Origin of the sequence: Virgibacillus flavescens (assembly GCF_050574275.1) — a bacterium.
Taxonomy (GTDB): domain Bacteria; phylum Bacillota; class Bacilli; order Bacillales; family Amphibacillaceae; genus Virgibacillus_F; species Virgibacillus_F flavescens.
The window spans coordinates 1,238,784-1,258,515 of record NZ_CP192260.1 but is presented as its reverse complement, the minus strand read 5'-3'; the positions used below and the strand labels follow the sequence as shown (position 1 = coordinate 1,258,515).

The window sequence follows — 19,732 nt, the reverse complement described above, 5'->3', positions numbered from 1 at the left end:
TGTTCAGATTTACTGTATATTAATCTTCTCTATCGGTCCTGCTTACTTCATCTCATCATTTAAAAATTTCTCGTGGATCCAAATTTGGTTACCCTGCAACTCACCAAAATACCAGATATTATTACCTATCAGATGTGTCTTGTTTACATTGAATTTACTATTGCTAAGTTCTTCCAGATCCTTATATACTGCGTTCTTCTTTCCACCCCAAGGATGGGTAAAGCCAGCACCTTTACCTGCAATATAAAACGTTTTATTATCTTCGTCTACTGCAACATGCGGGAGGCTGGATATATCTGATTCTTTCATCCAGCCAACTATCCCAACTAAGGCACTCGGGCTTTCACTTAATAAATAAAATTTTTCATTTTTTTTAGTTGCTTCTTTTTTTATATAGTAAACACTGTTCTTGTATTTATTGGAGGGGATTTTATTAGAATTAACGTCTGCCTCTGAATAAATAAAAGATTCGCCACCTTTTATATGTCCAAGACGGCTGATCGGCTTTTCCTGGAAACTTTCGATTTTAGAATTGCTTTCTGTATTCAAAAATTTTTTTAATGCTGCTCCATCATTATTCAAAGAAGCATTTCTATACATGTCGCGTTCTTTTTTTGACAATTTTTGCCAAGTGTCCAAAAAAGCTTCATATTTCGGTATAACTTCTTCGACATCCCCATATTCTTTCACTTTACCGAATTCAAGCCATACTATTTTCTCGCAAAACTTTTTCATTTGACCAATTGAATGACTGACAAAAATCATCGTCTTCCCTTGTTCCTTAAACTCTCTCATTTTATTGAGACTCTTTTCTGCAAAAGCTTTGTCTCCAACAGAAAGAGCTTCATCAATTATTAAAATATCTGGATCAATATTAACAGAAATAGCAAAGCCAAGTCTCGACTTCATACCGCTGGAATAGGACTTAACTGGTTGATCAATAAAATCACCCAGTTCTGAGAAATCAATAATTTCTGATTCTAAGTCCTGAATTTCTTTTTTATTAAAACCTAGCATCAGGCACTTTAACTCAATATTATCTCTCCCTGTCAGGTCGCCTTTAAGTCCTGAGGCGACAGCAATAAGTGAAACTTGACCATTTGTCTCAACGTCCCCGGAAGATTGCGGAACTATCCCTGCTATAATATTGGAAAGCGTTGATTTACCGGATCCATTTATACCAATAAAACCGATGACATCCCCTTTTTCCGCTTCTAAACTTACACCTCGCAAAGCATAGAAGTCTTTCCCATAACTTCTTGGCGTAATAAGGTCAAATAAGCGTTCTTTGGTTCCGTTATATAATTTATATTTTTTTGTAATATTTTTAGCAACTATTGATTTTTCCATTTCATCACAAGCCCTTATAAGTAATCAATAAAGTGTCTTCTAAATTTAACATGCAGTGCTGAACCAAATATAAACAGAACGATCACTAATCCCCAGAATACCAATGTATAGTGCCAATGTGTTATAAAAAACCAATCCGTTCCAAACAACGCAGCACGATATCCTTCTATTAAGTAGTACAGTGGATTCAATTTCATGATGTTCATAATAACTTCATGTTCCGAAAGGAAGGAAAGTGGCCATAAGACGCCGGACAAATAAAGCCCCATCCTTAACGTGGAATTAAGTAACATATGAACATCTCGAATAATCGTTGAAAGTGTTGATGTTACTAATGAAATTGCAAAAGTTAAACAGAATGTAGCAAAAATAAAATAGATAAGCTGTAAATAATATATATTTACAAATTCACCTGATAACTGGAATATGATCATGATAATGACTAGCATAAATACGTGAATGTAAAACTTCGAAAAAATAATGTAATTAGGTATAATACTCATCGGAAAATTCATTTTAGACAGCATTCGCAGCCTGGAGTATATTGATTTGGAACTTTGAATGGTTGCCTGGTAAAAGAATATCCATAAAATGAATCCTGCTAACAACCAAAGTATAAAGGAAACCTCGTCATTTGGAGCAACATCGATTTCATTTCTCTTTCTTAATGTACCAAAAACAAACCAATAAATAAGGATCTGTATACTCGGATTAATAACCTCCCAGGCCATACCCAGGTAGTTATTCCGATTTTGACTTTTTATTTCATATGCTGAAAGTCTTTTTATTAAATAGAAATTCTTCACTTGTTCTTTAATTACAGTTATTGCAGCTTTCATAAACGTGTCCTTTCAAATCCATATAATGATATTACATAAATTTATATATTAGTAAATTATACAAGCTACACTTCTAAAAGACAATAAAAATAAGGCTCAAACCATGTCACGGTCTAAGCCAAAAGCTCCATTTTATTTAAATACAGCCTCTGCTACTCGTTTACTGGCATTACCGTCCTCTAAGTAGCAATATTTTTGATAGAATGCTTCTGTAGTCTCTGTAGGTACAAATCCATTATCATTAAAGTAGTTAATCGAGGATATAACTTCTTCTGTCGTTCTGAGCAAAGGACCTGGAGCATTATTTTCAAAATCAAAGTAGAAACCTCTTAAGCTATCTCGATAGTCCTCTAAATCATATGCAAAGAATAACATTGGTCTCCTTAAATTTGCATAGTCAAAGAATACAGACGAATAATCCGTTATCAGAAGATCGGCAATTAAATAAAGCTCTCTAATATCCGCATGTGCAGATAGATCATATGCAAAGTTTTCAAAACCAGCTAGATTTAGATTTTCAGCAATAAGATAATGAAGACGAAGCACGACAATATAATCATCCTCAAGTTCTTCTTTTAACCGTTTCAAATCTAATTCCAGTTTAAATTTATACTGGCCTCTTGTATAAAATTGATTATCTCTCCATGTTGGAGCATATAAGATTACCTTTTTATCTTCTGGAATATCTATATCTTTTTTAATTTGATTGATGGTTGGTTTATTATTTGCATTCAGTAAAAAATCATTTCTTGGATAACCTGATTCGATGATTGTACCTTTATATTGAAACGCACGTTTAAAAATTTCGGTGGAATATTGGTTGGGAGATATAAGGTAGTCCCATTTCCCAGCTTCTTCAAGAAAGTTTTGTTTATATTCTTGTGTCGTGGTTCTAGGCATATGAACTTCGCCCATATCAGCTGCCAAACGCTTCAAAGGTGTGCCATGCCAAGTTTGAATATAGTCGGTATGGGCAGGTTTAGGAATCCATAGCGGCAGTCTGCTGTTCGTTACCCAGTATCTCGAGCGCGCCATTAAATACATCCATTTTAGCGAAAGTCGCTTAACGCTTTTCACTTCCAACCCCTCAAAGTAGATTAAGTTTTTTTTGTCTGCACTCCAGTACATATCATAGTCAGCATTATGTTCAACTAAGTATTCATAAATAGCTCGCGGACTATCGCTATATTGTTTACCAAGGAAACTTTCAAATACAATTAAATTTGATTTGCGTGGCAGTAATTTAAATATATTAAAAATCAGCTTAAGACATCTTATCGTCCATTTGCTTTGTTTCATACTATTTATTAATTTCTTTATACCCAAAGATCTACTCACCTCTTTAAAGAATCAGCATTGCGGTCGCACTAGTTGTCCTTCAATGAAAAACCGATGTTCCCAGCTTTCGTTGTGTAAAACATAAACTTTCTGTCGCTGTAGGTTATTTGGTTATTTAATATTCGCTTTATATTTGCCAATCGATAACCATCGTAACGGATGAATACTGTAAAGAAAGCGTTGTTTAGCTTATCCAGTTCTTTATATTTCACACGAAATTCCCCACTATTATTCTCTATTACTATTGGTACTTCTATTTCATTATCCGTGTTATCTCTATCCCTGATAACAACGTTTTTAATAGTCGACAACTTTTCTCCATACACTTCAACAACCTGAACATACTCATCATTATCTACAAATGAGTTTACAGCTCTTATAAATAACGGAATCGGAATATACCTATCTGGATCATCCTCTTCAAACACATTGACGTCATCGTAAGCATTATTGTTATCAATTAAAACATGTTTATTTTTCTCGAATTTCATCCAGTTGAACAAACTAATGAATTTTTTGAAATCATTATTCTCAACCATTCTTGCTGCTGCCTGGTAGCGTGGAGAGTCAAACGATTCAATAATATTATATGGTCGTGTCGCCAGTAACGCTAAAGCCTCTTTAATAATTGCTATGAATTCATCTTTTTCCTTGCTATTAAGAAATACCATGCTGTCACAGCTTTTTATCAAATCATATTCTACCAGTCGTTTCATTACTATTTTTTCAAATTCGAGGGGCAAATCTCTGTTTAATAATGATTTAAATACTTCCAGATCAGCCCTTCTCTTTTCTATTACTTCTGTAGACCTAGTTAGAGATTGATTATTATTCGATAACCTATTCACATAACAAATTGGTTCTGTGAGCGTAGAAACGTAAGTACTGTATAGCAGAACATCGATTAAAAACTGTTTATCTTCTCCAAATTTCATCTCGGGAAATCGAATAGTATTTTCTTTGATTATACTAGTCTTCATCAGCTTTGATGGTGGACCCATATGATAAAACAAATAGGGTATTTGTGTTGGCGACTGATGCAAGCGTTCCTTATAGGAGACGAATTCCGCCAGAATACTCTCCCCTTTGTCTTCCACTTTAATCGTTTTACCCACCACAAAATCATCGTTATTTTTATCCATTGTTTCCGATAATATTTCTAATGCCTCTTTAGCCAGCCAATCATCGGAATCAAGAAACATCACTTTTTCTGTTGTGGCTAATTCAATTCCTAAATTTCTAGGCATAGCGGCAGTTCCGCTATTCTCAGGTAACAACACAAGGCTTATGCAAGCATGTTCTTTAGCATTTGCTTTCAGTAATTCCTGTGTTCCATCGGTTGAACAATCATCTACAATGATAAATTCAATTTGCTCTTTACCTAAGCTTTGTTCTACAACGGAATCCATACATCGCTGGATGAATTCCTTACAATTGTAGGCAGCAGTTATTACCGTAACCTTCTTTTTCTTTGCAAATAGTTTATTCTTTATGGAGGAAGGTGCATTTACTATCTTCGTATTTTTATCATTCAATAATTTTTGAGCCTTCGTGACTAATTCGATACTCATACTAATCCCTCTATCCTCTTGATGTGATATTTTTTACTACTCTTTCTGCAGCTTTTCCGTCTTCTAAATAGCAAAAACGTTTGTAAAATTCATCATATTTTTCTTGATACTTTTCTTTAATGGATTCAATTTGCTTTACTGACTCTATGAGTTGATTGGTATTATACAGGAAAGGTCCTGGGGCTTTCTCTACGAAATCAAAATAAAACCCTCGCAATTTATCTCTGTATTCCTCTAAATCGTATGTGTAAAACAACACTGGTCGTTTCGTGTTACAAAAATCAAACATAACGGACGAATAGTCGGTAATTAAAATATCAGCTATTAAAAGCAGTTCCTGTGCTTCCGGATAAGTCGAGACATCATAAACGAAATTCTTAAGCGAGTCAGCAACCTTTAACTTATTACTCACTACTACATGCATTCGTAAAAGCAGTATATATTCCTCTCCCAATTCTTCCTGCATCTTTTCTAAATCCATATTAAGTTCGAAAGAAAAATTGTTTCCGTTTTTCTGGTTATCACGAAATGTCGGAGTATACAGGATGATCTTTTTATTACTTGGGATAGAAAGTTTGCCGCGAATATTACGCACTTGTTCTTCTCTATCACTAGCATAAAATAAATCATTTCGTGGATATCCTACTTCCCAGATCTCTTTCTTATAGTTAAAAGCACTGCGAAACGATTTTGTTGCATAGTCACTAGGCGAAATTAAATAATCCCAATTTTTAATTGCTCCAGACACCCTGTCTAAGTAATCCTCACTTCTCCCCTGAATTTCTTCAATATCATGGAGCATTCTTTTTAAAGGGGTTCCATGCCAGGTTTGAAGGAATTGAGTTTTATCCGGCTTTTTAATATAAGTTGGGAAGTTTTGATTATTTATCCAAATTCCTGCCTTACATAAATAATAGTAATAAGACGGACTTAGACGTTTAACCCGTGTCGTGTGGTTATAGTTAAAGCGGATATTTTTGTTATTATACGCCCATATAAATTTATACTCATTCGGATACATTTCGATAAGTTTTTCATATATATATTTTGGACTATCCGCATATTGTTTGCCTAAACCACTCTCTAACAGAATTACTTTTTGATCAGGTTTAATGATAATTTTCATCAACTTATACATATTTTTCATAAGTGGGAAGTAATACGAGCTTCTTCTAAAACGGTTAAATACGCCTCTAGTTATATAGTGATTCACAATTTTATTAAGCGGTTTTACGCTGTAATTACTTTGATCGATAATTGCGTCATAAATTCTTGCATTTGATTGTAAATCTTTATATTTAAGAAATTTCCTGGACCTTTTTACATATTCATCTTCCACTGTTAGGTTATTGCTGATATATTTTTCCAAACTATCGATAAGACTTTGTTCTTCTATTACAATATCACCCGGCAGATCTTCATGCAGATCTAAATGAGATGGCCGCTTTCCTATGAATCGATTGCGGTCAAACTGGTAGTAGATTATCGGTTTCGCGAGGAAACTAAAATCAAAAGCTACGCTTGAATAATCAGTTATCATTAAAGAAGATTCCTTTATAAGCTGTTGAACATCAATTTCTCCCTGCTTAACTACTTTTATGACAGGATGACTAAACAAGTTTGTAAACTGCTGCATATTTGGATGTAAACAAAATACGATTTTAAATCCATTGTTCTCAGCGAGATCAAGAAACCGTTTATTATTCATTAAACTTGTGAATCGTTCATAGTATTCGCTGCCATAAAATTGATCAGGAGAAACCAACCAATCTCTCCAGGTAGGGATAACTAAAATCTGTCTCTTTTTTTGAACATCATTTGTCATTAAAGAATCAAATCGCGACAACCCCGTAATTAAAACCTCGTCTGCATAATAATCAAAGTCTTGCACAATGATTTCTTTTTCATATTCGGAACTGACAAGAAATAGATCAGTCTCAAAATCCGAAGTTATCTTTCCATAGTTCGCAATCATGTTTTTTGTCCCCATCACGCCATGCTGCAAAAATATCTTTTTAGCAGTTACTATTCTCTTAAACCGCTTCGTCCTTATTGGATACAGGTAATCAGGGTGATGAGAAGAAATGACCTTTTTTGATAGAATACTTAACAAAATATGTTCTTTTGATCCAAACGTTATTACATTTCCTAATGGATCTACATTTCGTTTCTCTGGTGAATCTTTATCTATTACATAGTAAACCTCTTTTTTCGGATGTGTTTCTCTCATATACTTAAAAAAGTAATACCCTGTATCCTGCGCCTTATAGGAGCGTTCTCCGACTAACCAGATATCTCGCTTCACATTTAATAATTTTAACAACCAAGCCCCTCTCATTTTCTTCTTTAAGTACGTGTAATTTTCCTTTGGGAAATTAGTTATTTCAAGGGAGAGGTTTGAACTTTTAAATGTGTAATACGGGTAGACCACCTGACCTGTTGAATCATTAGCAATCATTGTTCCTTTTGTGAGAAGTTTCGTTTTTATCGTCGGCCGGCCAAGTCTTATTCTTTTTTGATAATTATTCTCTAACTTCAAGTCCAAATAAATATCATATACACTATTCGTTAATAGTAATTCATTATTGACTGATTTTAGATTCACTAAAGTTTTATAGGTATAACGGTTCAAACCGTATTTTCTGGCTGTATCATTTTCCAAATACGTAAAGTCTACTCCAAAAGATACACTATGGCTGGACTCATCTCTCGATACCAAGAGCATTTCACCTGATACTATCTTTAAACTTTTTGTAAACAAACGTCCTTCTAATTTAATATTGCTATCTTTTACTTTGAACTTTTCAAGTTGCAGATTTGCAGGTAAGCTCAGGTCTTTATTGAAGAGTAAAGAAACATTTCCTTTAGCTGTTATGTAGTTCGTTATCTTTGAGAATGAATTCGATACATACTCAACTCCGTCAATATATGTTTCAGAAAATCGACCCAGTTGCATGAGATATTCGCCATACTCTGTCCCGTCCTCAGCGGATGTAAAATTAATTGTCATTTTATTTTTCTCGATATTTTTTTCAGAGAATAAAGATAGTGGTTTTTTGACTTTGATATACCAGCTTAAGGATTTTTCCTCTATATCATAGCGAGTTTCCAATTCTCGAGCTATTTCTTCTAAATCGACTTTATAAATGAAATTACTTGCAGGTTTTATACTATTAATTAGAATACCTTCTTTAGATTCCTTATCTATTAACCAAAGTTCTGAAGTTGTAATTTGCTGATTCAATTGCCCTTTAATACTAATTTGATTTCTGCTGTTTTCTATCTTAAGTTGTTTTTTCTGGGTGCTTCCCAGTTTTTTTCTTTTACTTAGTATTTTACTAATCAGCATTCTAAACTCTCCTCGTTGTCCATATTCTAATCTGCTTACAATTATATAATTAATTTATCCTTTAGTAAAAAATTTATTCGACCTTACAAAACCCCTCCTATATAAAGCTTTATTTGAAAGAATTATACAAAAATCTACATATATTGGCCTATTTTTCAAAAACGGGCTTAACTTTTATCCATTTTTGGCGATATAGACTATAAATCTAAAAGATTATTTTTAGATTTATACACTATCACTTATAAGGAGGTATTTATTTTTTGATTAATATACAACAACGAAGCTTTTCATTGATTAGTTTTGTTTTAATGTTCTTGTTACTAATCGGGTGCATTAGTTATGCTACCATTTCTACTGTACACGCCGATTCCAGAGTTCATGGTGTGGCTTTAAAAAGTCCTACCAATGTTTATGCGAGCACTTCAAGAGATTCAAATGTGCTAAAGGATTACCAGCAAGGTACAATCCTTGTCTACGAATCGCATAATTCATCCTGGTATAGTGCAACAGTTTACGCAAATGGCGGATGGAAAACTGGATACATCCATAGTTCTGATGTAGAAACCGCTACAGATTCTCCTGTAAACTTAAATGGAGTAGCATTAAATGATTCTACTCATGTTTATTCTGAAGCGTCGACACAATCAGCCAGTCTTAAGTCTTACATGCAAGGAACCATCTTAGTGTACCAGACATTTTCAACAGACTGGTATCAAGCTACCGTTTATGCAAATGGGGATTGGAGAACTGGTTACATCCATAAATCCCATGTCGAAAACGCAGCGAAGGATCAAATCAGGCTGAATGGAGTAGGCTTGAAAGACCCAACTGTTGTTTACACTGACGCTACTACTAAATCTAGCAATCTTAAATCTTATCCTATTGGGTCAAGCTTATACTACCAGACATTTTCATCTGAATGGTATCAAGCTACTGTATATGTCAATGGGAAAAAGAGAACTGGATACATAAAGAAGTCACATGTTGAAGCAGATGCACAAGCAGATACCAGTTATAAAGGTATTGCATTGAACGCTCAAACACATGTTTACAAAGAAGCTTCTACAAGTTCTCGTGCATGGAAATCATATGGTGCAGGAAGTATTCTTGTTTATAGTTCCTTTTCAGAAAATTGGTACCAAGCAACAGTTTACGCCGATGGAGATTGGAGAACAGGATATATTCATCATTCTCATGTGGAAAACGCTGTTAAAGACCAAACAAATTTAAGAGGGATTGGATTAACTAATCCAACTACAGTTTACGCTCAGGCATCAACAGGTTCAAACGCTTTAAAATCTTATGCAAGTGGAACAATCCTGTCTTATAATACCTTTACCAGTGACTGGTATGAAGCAAAAGTATATATAGACGGAAAACCCACAACAGGTTATATCCATGTAAGTCATACAGAAGAAGTCTATGATGCTAACAAAACAATAAAAGGTCTTTCTAGTGCAAGTCCAACTAATATTTATTCTAAAGCATCTAAGAGCTCTTCTGTATTAAAGGATTATCCTAAGAATCAAATTTTAAAATTTGAAACTTTTTCTCCAAATTGGTATAGTGCAAGAGTTTATGTGAATGGCAAGGCAACTACAGGATACATCTATCGAAAAGATGTAAGCACAGACAATGTAGTTATCGACTATACGCATTATAACTATCAATTTCCAAATGTAGTGGATACTCAAATGACTCGTTCTCCCCAAGTATGGAAAAGTGGAGGATTTATCGATGCTTCAAAATCACAAGTTAGTTATTATGTGAATCCTTCTAACTTTGATGAAAATTCGTCTCAGTACTTTCAATTTTTAAACTTATCTGCTCCTGCTGGAGTAAATGCAGCTGAAATTAACTCTAAAGTTCTTACAAATAAAGGAACTTTGTCAGGAATGGCACAAGCCTTTATTGATGCAGGAAGAAAGTATAACATTAATGAAATTTATTTAATGTCACATGCGTTACATGAAACTGGTAACGGAAAGTCCACCTTAGCTTCAGGGATACCTGTTAATAAATATGGTAACGTGGTAAGCCCTTCTCAAGCAGTACATACTGTGTATAACATGTATGGTTATGGCGCTATAGATAGTGATCCAATTAATGGTGGTGCAAAGTATGCATTCAATCATGGCTGGTTTACACCTCAAGATGCAATAATTGGTGGCGCAGAGTATATAGCTAGAAATTATGTTAACGATGGGCAAAACACGCTATACAAAATGAGATGGAATCCTATCAGTCCAGGGCATCCACAATATGCCACTGACGTAGCATGGGCAACTTCTCAAACTCGTAATATTAGTGAAATCTATAGTTATATAGAAGATTACATTCTTATTTTTGATGTTCCGGTATATAACAACCAACCGGCATCATCAGGTAATCCTTATAATTATGGAACGCCGGATCCAGATCCTGAGCCAGAACCTGACCCAGAACCAACACAGCCTGGAGATGCAAAAGCATTCCCGAGCGGCGTGTACGGTGTTACGGATACAGGTAATGTCACGCTTAATATGAGAGAAGTTCCAAATGGTTCTAAAACCGGAGAGATACCATCTGGTTCCAAAATAGAACTATTAGCAACTGATGGTACATGGTATAAAGTTAAATACAATGGAACCACAGGCTGGGCTCATGGCGATTATATTGAAATACTGAACCTTCTTGAAGATACCTTAAGTGGTTATGATTTAAAAATACGTCCGGAACCTACTACTTCAAAAGCTCACATTGGTGTAGTTAATGAAGGAGATTTATTAACAGTAGTTTTAGACGCTAATAACAAAATCATAACAACATCTGCAGAAGATGATGTCTGGTATCAAGTCTACTTTAAAGGTGAAAAACGCTGGGTAAGTGGCGGAGAGAACGGAACAGAATACGTAAAGATCATTAAGTAAACGTAAAAACCCTATGCTGGTTTCAGCATAGGGTTTTTACTATCTTTATAAATTACTAAAACTACCATTTTTACGTTTATAAGAAAGCACTCCGCTCATACCGATTGAAATAATAAACCAATGCAGCAAACCAATTGAGGACATGTTAAAAAATAATGATATCTCAACACTTTGATAGATCATTATTCCAAGGAAGAAACAAGCTGACCATTGTACAGTTGGTGAATCTATACCTTTCTGATAGACTCTCCAAATTCCAAATAGAAGTAACAGAAATGAAAGTAATCCAACAAGTCCACTTTCCAGAAAAATTTGTAAAAATTGATTATGAGAGTGAACGTACACCGTCCCTTCTATGAAGTCTTTTGGTACGATCCCAATTTTATGACCCAATAATAGGGCATCTTTTCCATAATCGATCGCCGGTCCCCATACATGTTGCCGACCAGAAAAGAAATTCTTCCCAAAATTTTCTATAGACCACTTATTAAGTTCTTTGAAATAAGAGCTTCGTGCAAGTAATCCATAAACCAATACAAATAACCCATTATATATAATGACTCCATAAAATAACCAAGAGAAAATCTTTGAAGAGTATAGCAATATCAGCCTAGACAATATAACTGTTATAATCAGTAACATTGCTGCCCTTGCAGAAGTAACATAAACTAATATACTTGCCATTATTATACCTATCGCTAAGATTACTCTTCCCCATTTGCGTACGTATGTAAAAGCAACTATAGGAAAAAACAATAAACAGGAGAAGAAAACACCTGTGATGTTAGGGTTTCTAATTAGACTATAGAACTTTAACATTGGTGCTCCTGCATATAGCCAATGGATGAATAAAACACTAATAAATAGAACACTAATAAATGCAAAAATAACAAATTGTTTATCTTTCCATCGTAAATGTGCCAATGCAAATACATAAAGTATATTTAATAAAATAAGGATGAGAGCACTGTTATCTCCTGTATTTTGATGTACTATATGGATGATAATGTACATTCCAGTGAACACTGTAAAACCTGAATAAAATGGTTTTAAATTTTTACTCCACTCTTGTTTAATTACAACATAGAATATAATTATAAATGCCAGGTATCGAGTCCATTCCATTGTAGTAAATGCAATATCGCGTATGGGAAAATCTGTTACTGTGAATACATTAAAAAGTAAAAGTATAAAAAATACTCCGGTAAGAAAATTAAAAAAATGGTTCTTTTCTTCTATATGATTCATAAATTAACCCCTTAGATGTTCGTTCAACTGTATATTGAGTTAGTTAAACACATTTTTATCAATGATAAAATAATAACAAATATTAGGAAGTATAAACAGGCAATTTTTTCATTTTCTATGTAATTAATAGCACAATTTTACATTTTGTAAGAAAATATTGCATGTTTCTATTACTTTCTATCTCCTGTATAATAGAGTTATATGTTGATATAACGTAATTGCAAAGAGTTTGTCAAAGTCTTGTAACCATAATAAAGTATACTATAATTAGTAAGTAACTTCTGGAGGTCTTTTATATGAAAACAGTAATCACATACGGAACATTTGATTTACTTCATACAGGTCATATAAATATCTTACGTCGCGCAAAAGAATTTGGCGATTATTTAATTGTGGCAATCTCTTCTGATGAATTTAACGAACTTAAAGATAAGAAAGCTTATTATAGCTTTGAACAGCGTAAAGCAATTTTAGAGGCAATACGATATGTTGATAAAGTTATTCCTGAAGATAATTGGGAACAAAAAATAGAAGATGTCCAAAACAATGATGTTGATGTATTTGTAATGGGAGATGACTGGAAAGGTAAATTCGATTTTTTAAAGGATTACTGCGAAGTTGTTTATTTACCACGTACAGTTGGAATTTCAACCACTCAAATTAAAAAAGACTTAAATAAGAGAACCAATGGTTAGAGAACTTGTAATAACCATGTACCTATTTGTTTTTCAAATACTCTTTACCGTATTTAATTTATTTCCCCAGAAGAAGAAAACAGTTTTTGTTGCTTCGTTTGGGGATAATATTTTGTTTACGCTTAAAGAGCTTGAAAAACATACGGATGATCAGGTTGTAATTTTAACTAACTCCCAATGCAAAATAGATTTTGGACAAATTTCTATTGGTAAGGAATTAAAATTTGAGTTTCCACATTTAATGAGCTGGCTTCAATCAATCTATCATCTAGCCACAGCAGACAAGGTATTCGTTGACAATTACTTTGGATTCTTAGCGGTTACAAATTTTAAATCAAATGTACAGTGCATCCAACTATGGCACGCTGCTGGTGCAGTTAAACAGTTCGGATTAAAAGACCCTTCTATTAATGATCGGTCTTCACGGGCAAATGAACGTTTTAACAGCGTATACCAGCGGTTCACTCATGTAGTAGTCGGATCTGAGAAAATGGCTGCTATCTTCAGAGAAAGCTTCGGACTTTCTAATAATGCAATTTTACGTACAGGTGTACCTCGAACGGATTTTTTCTATGATACTATTAAAATGCGTGAAGTTGAACTGCAGCTAAAACTTAAATTTCCAGTACTAAATCGAAAAAAAGTAATTCTATATGCTCCAACTTATCGTGATGATCAGCTTGATCATGCAAAAATTGCACTAGATATCCAGACTTTAGAATCGCATTTGTCTGATGAGTATGTATTATTTCTAAAACTCCACCCAGCAATTAAGGGTCAGTTTAATAGTTCTAATTCTAACTTTGTGTACGATGTATCCGGTATGTCCGATCTGAACGAGTTATTAGTTGTTACTGATATTCTAATTTCGGATTATTCTTCTATTCCATTCGAATTTTCATTGCTTGAACGCCCTATGATATTTTTTGCTTACGATCAGGAAGAGTATGAGAAAGCTAGTGGATTTTGGGAAAACTATGAAAATCTAGTACCCGGACCAGTTGTTCGAAATACGGACGAAATAATTGGTGTATTATCAGACTACAAATTTGAAATGAAAGATGTACGTAGTTTTGCCCAGCAATGGAATCAATATTCACAAGGAAATGCAAGTGAAAGGTTAATTGCTAGCCTGTATAGAGAAGAAGAACAGCTTAGAGCTGTCGATCAGCAATAGCACTTACCGCAATTCCTTGTCCTCACGTATATGTTTGTGCTAATTTAATATATAAAAGACATTACTGGAGGAGAACCATGAATAAAGTAAAACTCACGATAATGGGGATTGCCCTGTTTGTATATACGCTTGCTGTAATTGGATTAACAACTATGATTATTACACCTGAGCCTGGTTATGACCGGGACACGAAGTTAACCCAAGAGGAAATTGGTAAGATGTGCGATGCTCGGGAAGGTCCTGGCTTCTAATTAAAAAATCCTTCGCTCTAATTACGAGCGAAGGATTTTTTTCTGTCTACTTCAGCGATTAAACTTTTATCATTTTTCTTCTACGTCTATTTTTTTGTTGCCAAGGATTAAATAGTTTAGCTCTTCTTTTGGAATCTTGTTGAACTCTTTACGTCTGGATAGATAGAATATTACTCCTAGAATGATCCACGCAAGCAACGCAATTCGTGATTCCACTCCGAGAAATGCAGGAGAGGTTGGAATTAATAATAATCCGATAAAGGTTAAACTTGCTAGCATCCCTATAACAGAGATAAACTTCTTACCTGGCGCAACTACATGTTTTGCTGCGTTAAAATCGCTTGCCATCGACCATTTGAAGATACTGAACGCTGTGAAACATGTGTAGAAATACGCAATTGAAACACCAATCGACGACATGTCTACTACCCATAATAACGCCTGACGTCCAAACCATGGGGCAAACATTGCAACGATGGCGGTGAAAATTATGCCAACGTATGGCGTTTTATATTTCGGATGTACTTTTGAAAACACATCTGGTAAGATCTTCGCACGTGACATCGCGAATAATAAACGACTTGCTGAAATAATAAATCCATTAAGTCCAGTGAATATCCCCATGCTTAACGCGACTGCCAGAATTACGAGACCAAATGTTCCAAGTATTTCCTGGATTGCTATTGCCGTTCCCCAGATGTGACCAGCTTCTGCCATTGCCTGCCATGGACTCGCCATTGCAGTTGCAAGAATCATAAAGCTGTAGAGAAGCGCTGAGAATAGTATTGCTAATATGATTAAGGAGAATGCTTTTTTTGATGAAAAGTTAAATTCTTCTGCTGCCTGTGGGACGTTATCAAATCCAACGTATGCCCACGGTGCGATTGCTACGATTGAAATAATTGCAGCGAACGTTGTCGTATTCGACGGGAAATATGGCTTAATATCAGCTAGTGATGTGCCAGGATTTCCTCCTATTAATACCGTAATTAGCGATACGCCAACTAACATAATGACGCAAAAAATAAACTGCATACGGCCAGATAGGCCAGTTCCGCGAATATTTAAATATCCAAATACGAGTAAAGCAATGGATGCTATCAATACTTCCATTCCGTAGACATCCCAGCCAGCTATTTGGTATAAGTGCAGGTTTTCAATTATCTGCGGGAAAATAAATTTGAACATTAAAGCAAATGCCGATGCATTTAAAGCAACGATACATATATATCCAAGTGTCAGGAACCAACCGCAAATAAATGCATGCGTTCGTCCTAAACTGACAAATGCATAAGCAAATTCTCCCCCGGATACCGGAAAGCTCTTGATTAAGAATCCGTAACTAACGGCGATCAGCATCATAAGCGCTGCCCCGATTAAGAACCCTATGATAACACCTAATGGTCCTGCTCCGCTCATCCAAACAGTCGGCTGTACAAATGCACCCCAACCAATTGATGACCCAAGAGCAATAGCCCATACCCAGTGGGGTTTTAATGTTTTTTTAAGTCTCGTTCGTTCTTCCATGCTTCGTCTCCTTCTAAATTAACTTTGATACGTCTTTCTTTTATAACAAAGTTCGACTGTTTCCGCAATTTATTTGCTAGTTCTTCACTCGTTTTTTAAGTTTTTGGAGACCGGCATAGAAAAAATAGGCAATTATAAATACCATTGGAGTAAAAGTCAGTTTCCAGATTAATGTATTTTGAATTTCACTAAGTTCATTTTTATACATAATAAAACGGATAAACTTCATAATAAATACATGAGAAACATAAATACCTACTGCGTTTGCCCCAATTTTTGATATAAATGAGTTTTTTCCAATACTAGGGTGCTTTACAATCGCCAAAAATATCACAAATATTAAGGGAATGGTTGTAACAAAATAATTTTGAGCATTTCCTTCTAGTAATACCATTGTTATATAGGCTTCAACTACTTGAGTAATAGATAATACAACGATTAAAATTATATATTCAATATTTTTAATGCTATCTGCTAAATGTTTCAATGGATTACTATACTTTGCAAACAACCCACCTAAGGTTATATAAAATATACCAAAAAACACTGCATCTCTCGTATTGTAAGGCACCTCATAAAACGTTGAATAAGATTGACCAAATAGCCCATAAATATGCAAAGCAAGTCCGAGGAAAAATAAAACCTTGACCAGTCGCAATTTCATAAATGTAAATAAAACGATAACTGACCAGATCAATGTTAATAAAAACCATAAATGGTATTGCGGTACGTCCGAACCATAATAGAAGATATCTATTAGCGGAAAGCTTGCTATAAAATCAGTAAACATAGCTGTTAGTGCCTCTGCGCTTTTTTCTGTTTCCACGATGTTTATAATTAGTTCATATAAAAAGTAGAAGATAAACCAGGAAAAATAGAGTAATCCGAGTTTTAAAATATATTTTCTTAAATAGGAAAATTGTTTCTTACCTACATTTCCCTCTCGATCTGCTTGAATACTATTCATCTTCTGCATAAAAAGATAGCCAGAAGTAATAAAGAAAAACGGCACCGCACATCTGGCAAATGAATCTATTACAAAATCAATATTGTCTCCATTTACATTTCCTAAATAAATACCGCTAACCGTTCCTGTATGAATGGTTACGACCAAAAATATTGCGAAAAATTTAACAAAATCAATACTGTAGTTACGTTCCACTTTGAATGCACATCCTCTGATATACCTTGTTGTTCGTTAAGTCTATATGCAAAACAGAAATCTTCTATTTTTTTGAAACCCTTAATATTTTCGAATAGAATCTAAAATCAATGGGGGTAACTCGATAATAAGTATTTACCAAAAAATAGTGAACCAGCAAGATAAAAATTGCTACTTCACCTTTTTAACCAGATCAAAAATTGACATCTATTGAAATCGACTTATATCCATTTTTCTTAGCTTTTGAAATTTCTGCTTGTAATTCATTTTCATTCGCACCCAATGCTCTGGCTACACTTAGATTATCATAAGAATTCAATTGTAATGTTTTGCCACGATAAAGATTTGCAATTAGTCCGTCGCCTTTAAAAATACTGATCTGAGAATTATCACCAGAAACATCGTATCCAGGCAATAAATTTTGTACCTTTTGTTTCATGGTTGGTTCTGGTTCTGGTATAGGTTCCGGTTGTGGTTCGGGTGTTGGTGTTGGTTCTGGTTCCGGCTCTGGTTCAGGTTCAGGTTCTGGTGTAGGTTTGTATTCTGAATGTGAACCTTCCGGATTTGTGCTTGTTACTTCTTCATTAGTATCTGAGGAACTTTCTGCAGTATAGGTCGTATCCTCTTTTGGTCGGCCTTCATTATATCCTTTATCTTCAACCGAGGTAGGATTGCTAACATCTTGTGTAGTTTCAGGTTCTTCATCCTCTGATATTTTTACTTGTTCCAGTTCCTGTTCTTCCTCTTGTTTTTCAGGTTCTACAACATCCAGTTTCATATCTTCAGATGTTTTTTCAGCTTTTGGTAATAACTTAAAATCAATTGTCGATTCTTCTGAACTGGGATTGTCATCATCACGTTCGTTCTTATCTGCAGATTCTTGTTGGAGGGTAATGTTCTGTGTATTAAAATTATGTAACAATATTATAGAAATAATAGCAATGACACTGAAGATGTTAACGCTTATTAATATTTTTTTTCGTTTTGATTGCTTATCCATATCACACCTCCAAATATTTTCTAGTTTCTTCCATCATATAAAACAAATCATCGGATGTAAATTACCTCTAAGAAATTTGTATGATTTTTTTGTAATATGTCGAAAACTTCATATGCTTACTTATTCCTTTTCCGTTTAAGTAACTTTCGCATACTGTTTACGATTGGTCTCTTGCCATTAAGTACAATCCCTGCGTACTCTGCAAAAACATGCATTATGAGGACGATTAAAAAAGCGGCAAGCAGCGTGATATACGGTTGGGCATTTGAAAATAAAATTGCCGTGGCACCAAACATCGCACTAAATCCGTAAATAATAAGGACTGATTTCCGATGACTATACCCCGCTTCTATGAGTCGATAATGTATATGCTTATTATCGGCAAGCATAATATTTTCTTTATTGTATGCTCGTCTGACAATCGCAAAAAGGGTATCAAAGATTGGAACGGCAAGGACGATAACCGGAATAATAAAGCTGAAGAGCGTGATGTTTTTGAACAACCCGAGCATCGAAACTACTGCGATGGCATAACCAAGAAAGTTTGAACCAGTATCACCCATGTAGATTTTTGCCGGATAAAAGTTGTGAAACAGGAACCCGATATTGGCGCCGATCAGGATAATGCAGATCGATGCGGCAACCAGTTGGGCATCGATCATTGCCATGATGAACATACTGATCAAAGCGATGGTGGAGACGCCTGTTGCGAGTCCGTCTAAGCCATCGATGAGGTTAATGGCGTTAGTAATGCCCACTATCCATAGAACGGTCACAAGCACGCTCGCAAGCCCTAAATCGACCATGCCAAACAGGGGGATTGTTATTTGGTCAATAATAAGACCGGACGAGATGAGAAAAGATGCGGCGATCAGCTGTCCAGTCAGTTTGATAACTGGTCTGACCTGGTACTTATCGTCGATTGCCCCTGTGAGAAGAATAACCAGGGCTCCAAAGAAGATTTCCGGAAGGTGTTCGTGGTGAGGCTGGATATAAAACCCACCCAAAATAACACCAAGGAATATGGCTAATCCGCCAAGCTTTGGTGTTATTGCTTTGTGCATTTTCCGGTGGTTTGGAAAGTCCATTACGCTGAGTTTGATTGCGAGCTTTTTAACCGGATAGGTTAATAGATAAGTTGCAATAAGCGCAATTAGAAATGCGATTGATAAATCGACGTAGTTCCCCATGGAATTCTCCTAGATGAATATATTACCTTTGATTATAGCGAAAAATGTCGATGTTGCGCAACTTATCTTTGATAGTTGGAAGTTTTAAATTGGGTTTGGTTGGGAGTGGGGTGCGCGCGATATTGC

Annotated in this window: 13 protein-coding genes and 1 pseudogene; 4 read left to right on the top strand and 10 right to left on the bottom strand. The window is 35.0% G+C overall.

The features are described from left to right. Window positions 1-42 precede the first annotated feature (42 nt). From tagH to VBD025_RS06140, 5 genes and pseudogenes are all read right to left on the bottom strand, one after another. Entirely contained in the window at window positions 43-1,350 is a 1,308-nt protein-coding gene (gene tagH, locus VBD025_RS06160) for a teichoic acids export ABC transporter ATP-binding subunit TagH (protein ID WP_430790322.1), read from the bottom strand. 14 nt (window positions 1,351-1,364) lie between these two features. Beyond that, window positions 1,365-2,189: an ABC transporter permease gene (locus VBD025_RS06155; protein WP_430790320.1), complete on the bottom strand. Its 825-nt coding sequence runs from the start codon at window positions 2,187-2,189 to the stop codon at window positions 1,365-1,367. Window positions 2,190-2,321: 132 nt separating this feature from the next. After that, a pseudogene (locus tag VBD025_RS06150) lies at window positions 2,322-3,506 on the bottom strand (CDP-glycerol glycerophosphotransferase family protein); the annotation flags it as partial. Window positions 3,507-3,556: 50 nt separating this feature from the next. Further along, complete coding sequence (locus VBD025_RS06145) at window positions 3,557-5,098, bottom strand: glycosyltransferase family 2 protein (RefSeq protein ID WP_430790318.1); 1,542 nt, start codon at window positions 5,096-5,098, stop codon at window positions 3,557-3,559. 10 nt (window positions 5,099-5,108) lie between these two features. After that, complete coding sequence (locus VBD025_RS06140; protein ID WP_430790316.1) at window positions 5,109-8,447, bottom strand: CDP-glycerol glycerophosphotransferase family protein; 3,339 nt, start codon at window positions 8,445-8,447, stop codon at window positions 5,109-5,111. 260 nt (window positions 8,448-8,707) lie between these two features. On the opposite strand from VBD025_RS06140, the gene VBD025_RS06135 reads away from it, so the two are divergent. After that, window positions 8,708-11,356: an SH3 domain-containing protein gene (locus VBD025_RS06135; protein WP_430790314.1), complete on the top strand. Its 2,649-nt coding sequence runs from the start codon at window positions 8,708-8,710 to the stop codon at window positions 11,354-11,356. Between the two features lie 45 nt (window positions 11,357-11,401). On the opposite strand, the gene VBD025_RS06130 is transcribed toward VBD025_RS06135, so the two are convergent. Next, window positions 11,402-12,604: an O-antigen ligase family protein gene (locus tag VBD025_RS06130; protein ID WP_430790312.1), complete on the bottom strand. Its 1,203-nt coding sequence runs from the start codon at window positions 12,602-12,604 to the stop codon at window positions 11,402-11,404. 296 nt (window positions 12,605-12,900) lie between these two features. Here VBD025_RS06130 and tagD point away from each other — a divergent pair, with 296 nt between their 5' ends. From tagD to VBD025_RS06115, 3 genes are all read left to right on the top strand, one after another. Next, window positions 12,901-13,299 carry a glycerol-3-phosphate cytidylyltransferase gene (tagD, locus tag VBD025_RS06125; protein WP_430790310.1) on the top strand — a complete coding sequence of 133 codons (399 nt, stop codon included), beginning with the start codon at window positions 12,901-12,903 and terminating at the stop codon, window positions 13,297-13,299. Then, window positions 13,292-14,476 (top strand): CDP-glycerol glycerophosphotransferase family protein, encoded by a 1,185-nt coding sequence (locus tag VBD025_RS06120; protein WP_430790308.1) that lies wholly within the window; start codon window positions 13,292-13,294, stop codon window positions 14,474-14,476. Before tagD ends, VBD025_RS06120 begins: the two co-directional genes overlap by 8 nt. A gap of 77 nt (window positions 14,477-14,553) precedes the next feature. Beyond that, window positions 14,554-14,727, top strand: a complete 174-nt coding sequence (locus VBD025_RS06115; RefSeq protein ID WP_430790306.1) for a hypothetical protein — start codon at window positions 14,554-14,556, stop codon at window positions 14,725-14,727. A gap of 69 nt (window positions 14,728-14,796) precedes the next feature. Here VBD025_RS06115 and VBD025_RS06110 read toward each other — a convergent pair whose 3' ends face one another. From VBD025_RS06110 to VBD025_RS06095, 4 genes are all read right to left on the bottom strand, one after another. Further along, entirely contained in the window at window positions 14,797-16,254 is a 1,458-nt protein-coding gene (locus VBD025_RS06110) for an APC family permease (protein ID WP_430790304.1), read from the bottom strand. A gap of 76 nt (window positions 16,255-16,330) precedes the next feature. After that, window positions 16,331-17,416: an acyltransferase gene (locus VBD025_RS06105; RefSeq protein ID WP_430790302.1), complete on the bottom strand. Its 1,086-nt coding sequence runs from the start codon at window positions 17,414-17,416 to the stop codon at window positions 16,331-16,333. Window positions 17,417-17,609: 193 nt separating this feature from the next. Beyond that, on the bottom strand, window positions 17,610-18,416 hold the full coding sequence (locus tag VBD025_RS06100; RefSeq protein WP_430790300.1) for a hypothetical protein: 807 nt from the start codon (window positions 18,414-18,416) through the stop codon (window positions 17,610-17,612). A 116-nt stretch (window positions 18,417-18,532) separates the two neighbouring features. Beyond that, the gene (locus VBD025_RS06095) at window positions 18,533-19,606 is read right to left on the bottom strand and encodes a glycosyltransferase family 4 protein (protein WP_430790298.1); all 1,074 of its coding nucleotides are present in this window, start codon (window positions 19,604-19,606) and stop codon (window positions 18,533-18,535) included. Window positions 19,607-19,732: the final 126 nt, after the last annotated feature.

What these genes read in the sequence shown, in the direction of transcription:
- tagH (WP_430790322.1), bottom strand. Translation starts at nt 1,350, where the DNA reads ATGGAAAAATCAATAGTTGCTAAAAATATTACAAAAAAATATAAATTA.
- VBD025_RS06155 (WP_430790320.1), bottom strand. Translation starts at nt 2,189, where the DNA reads ATGAAAGCTGCAATAACTGTAATTAAAGAACAAGTGAAGAATTTCTAT.
- VBD025_RS06145 (WP_430790318.1), bottom strand. Translation starts at nt 5,098, where the DNA reads ATGAGTATCGAATTAGTCACGAAGGCTCAAAAATTATTGAATGATAAA.
- VBD025_RS06140 (WP_430790316.1), bottom strand. Translation starts at nt 8,447, where the DNA reads ATGCTGATTAGTAAAATACTAAGTAAAAGAAAAAAACTGGGAAGCACC.
- VBD025_RS06130 (WP_430790312.1), bottom strand. Translation starts at nt 12,604, where the DNA reads ATGAATCATATAGAAGAAAAGAACCATTTTTTTAATTTTCTTACCGGA.
- tagD (WP_430790310.1), top strand. Translation starts at nt 12,901, where the DNA reads ATGAAAACAGTAATCACATACGGAACATTTGATTTACTTCATACAGGT.
- VBD025_RS06120 (WP_430790308.1), top strand. Translation starts at nt 13,292, where the DNA reads ATGGTTAGAGAACTTGTAATAACCATGTACCTATTTGTTTTTCAAATA.
- VBD025_RS06115 (WP_430790306.1), top strand. Translation starts at nt 14,554, where the DNA reads ATGAATAAAGTAAAACTCACGATAATGGGGATTGCCCTGTTTGTATAT.
- VBD025_RS06110 (WP_430790304.1), bottom strand. Translation starts at nt 16,254, where the DNA reads ATGGAAGAACGAACGAGACTTAAAAAAACATTAAAACCCCACTGGGTA.
- VBD025_RS06100 (WP_430790300.1), bottom strand. Translation starts at nt 18,416, where the DNA reads ATGGATAAGCAATCAAAACGAAAAAAAATATTAATAAGCGTTAACATC.
- VBD025_RS06095 (WP_430790298.1), bottom strand. Translation starts at nt 19,606, where the DNA reads ATGGGGAACTACGTCGATTTATCAATCGCATTTCTAATTGCGCTTATT.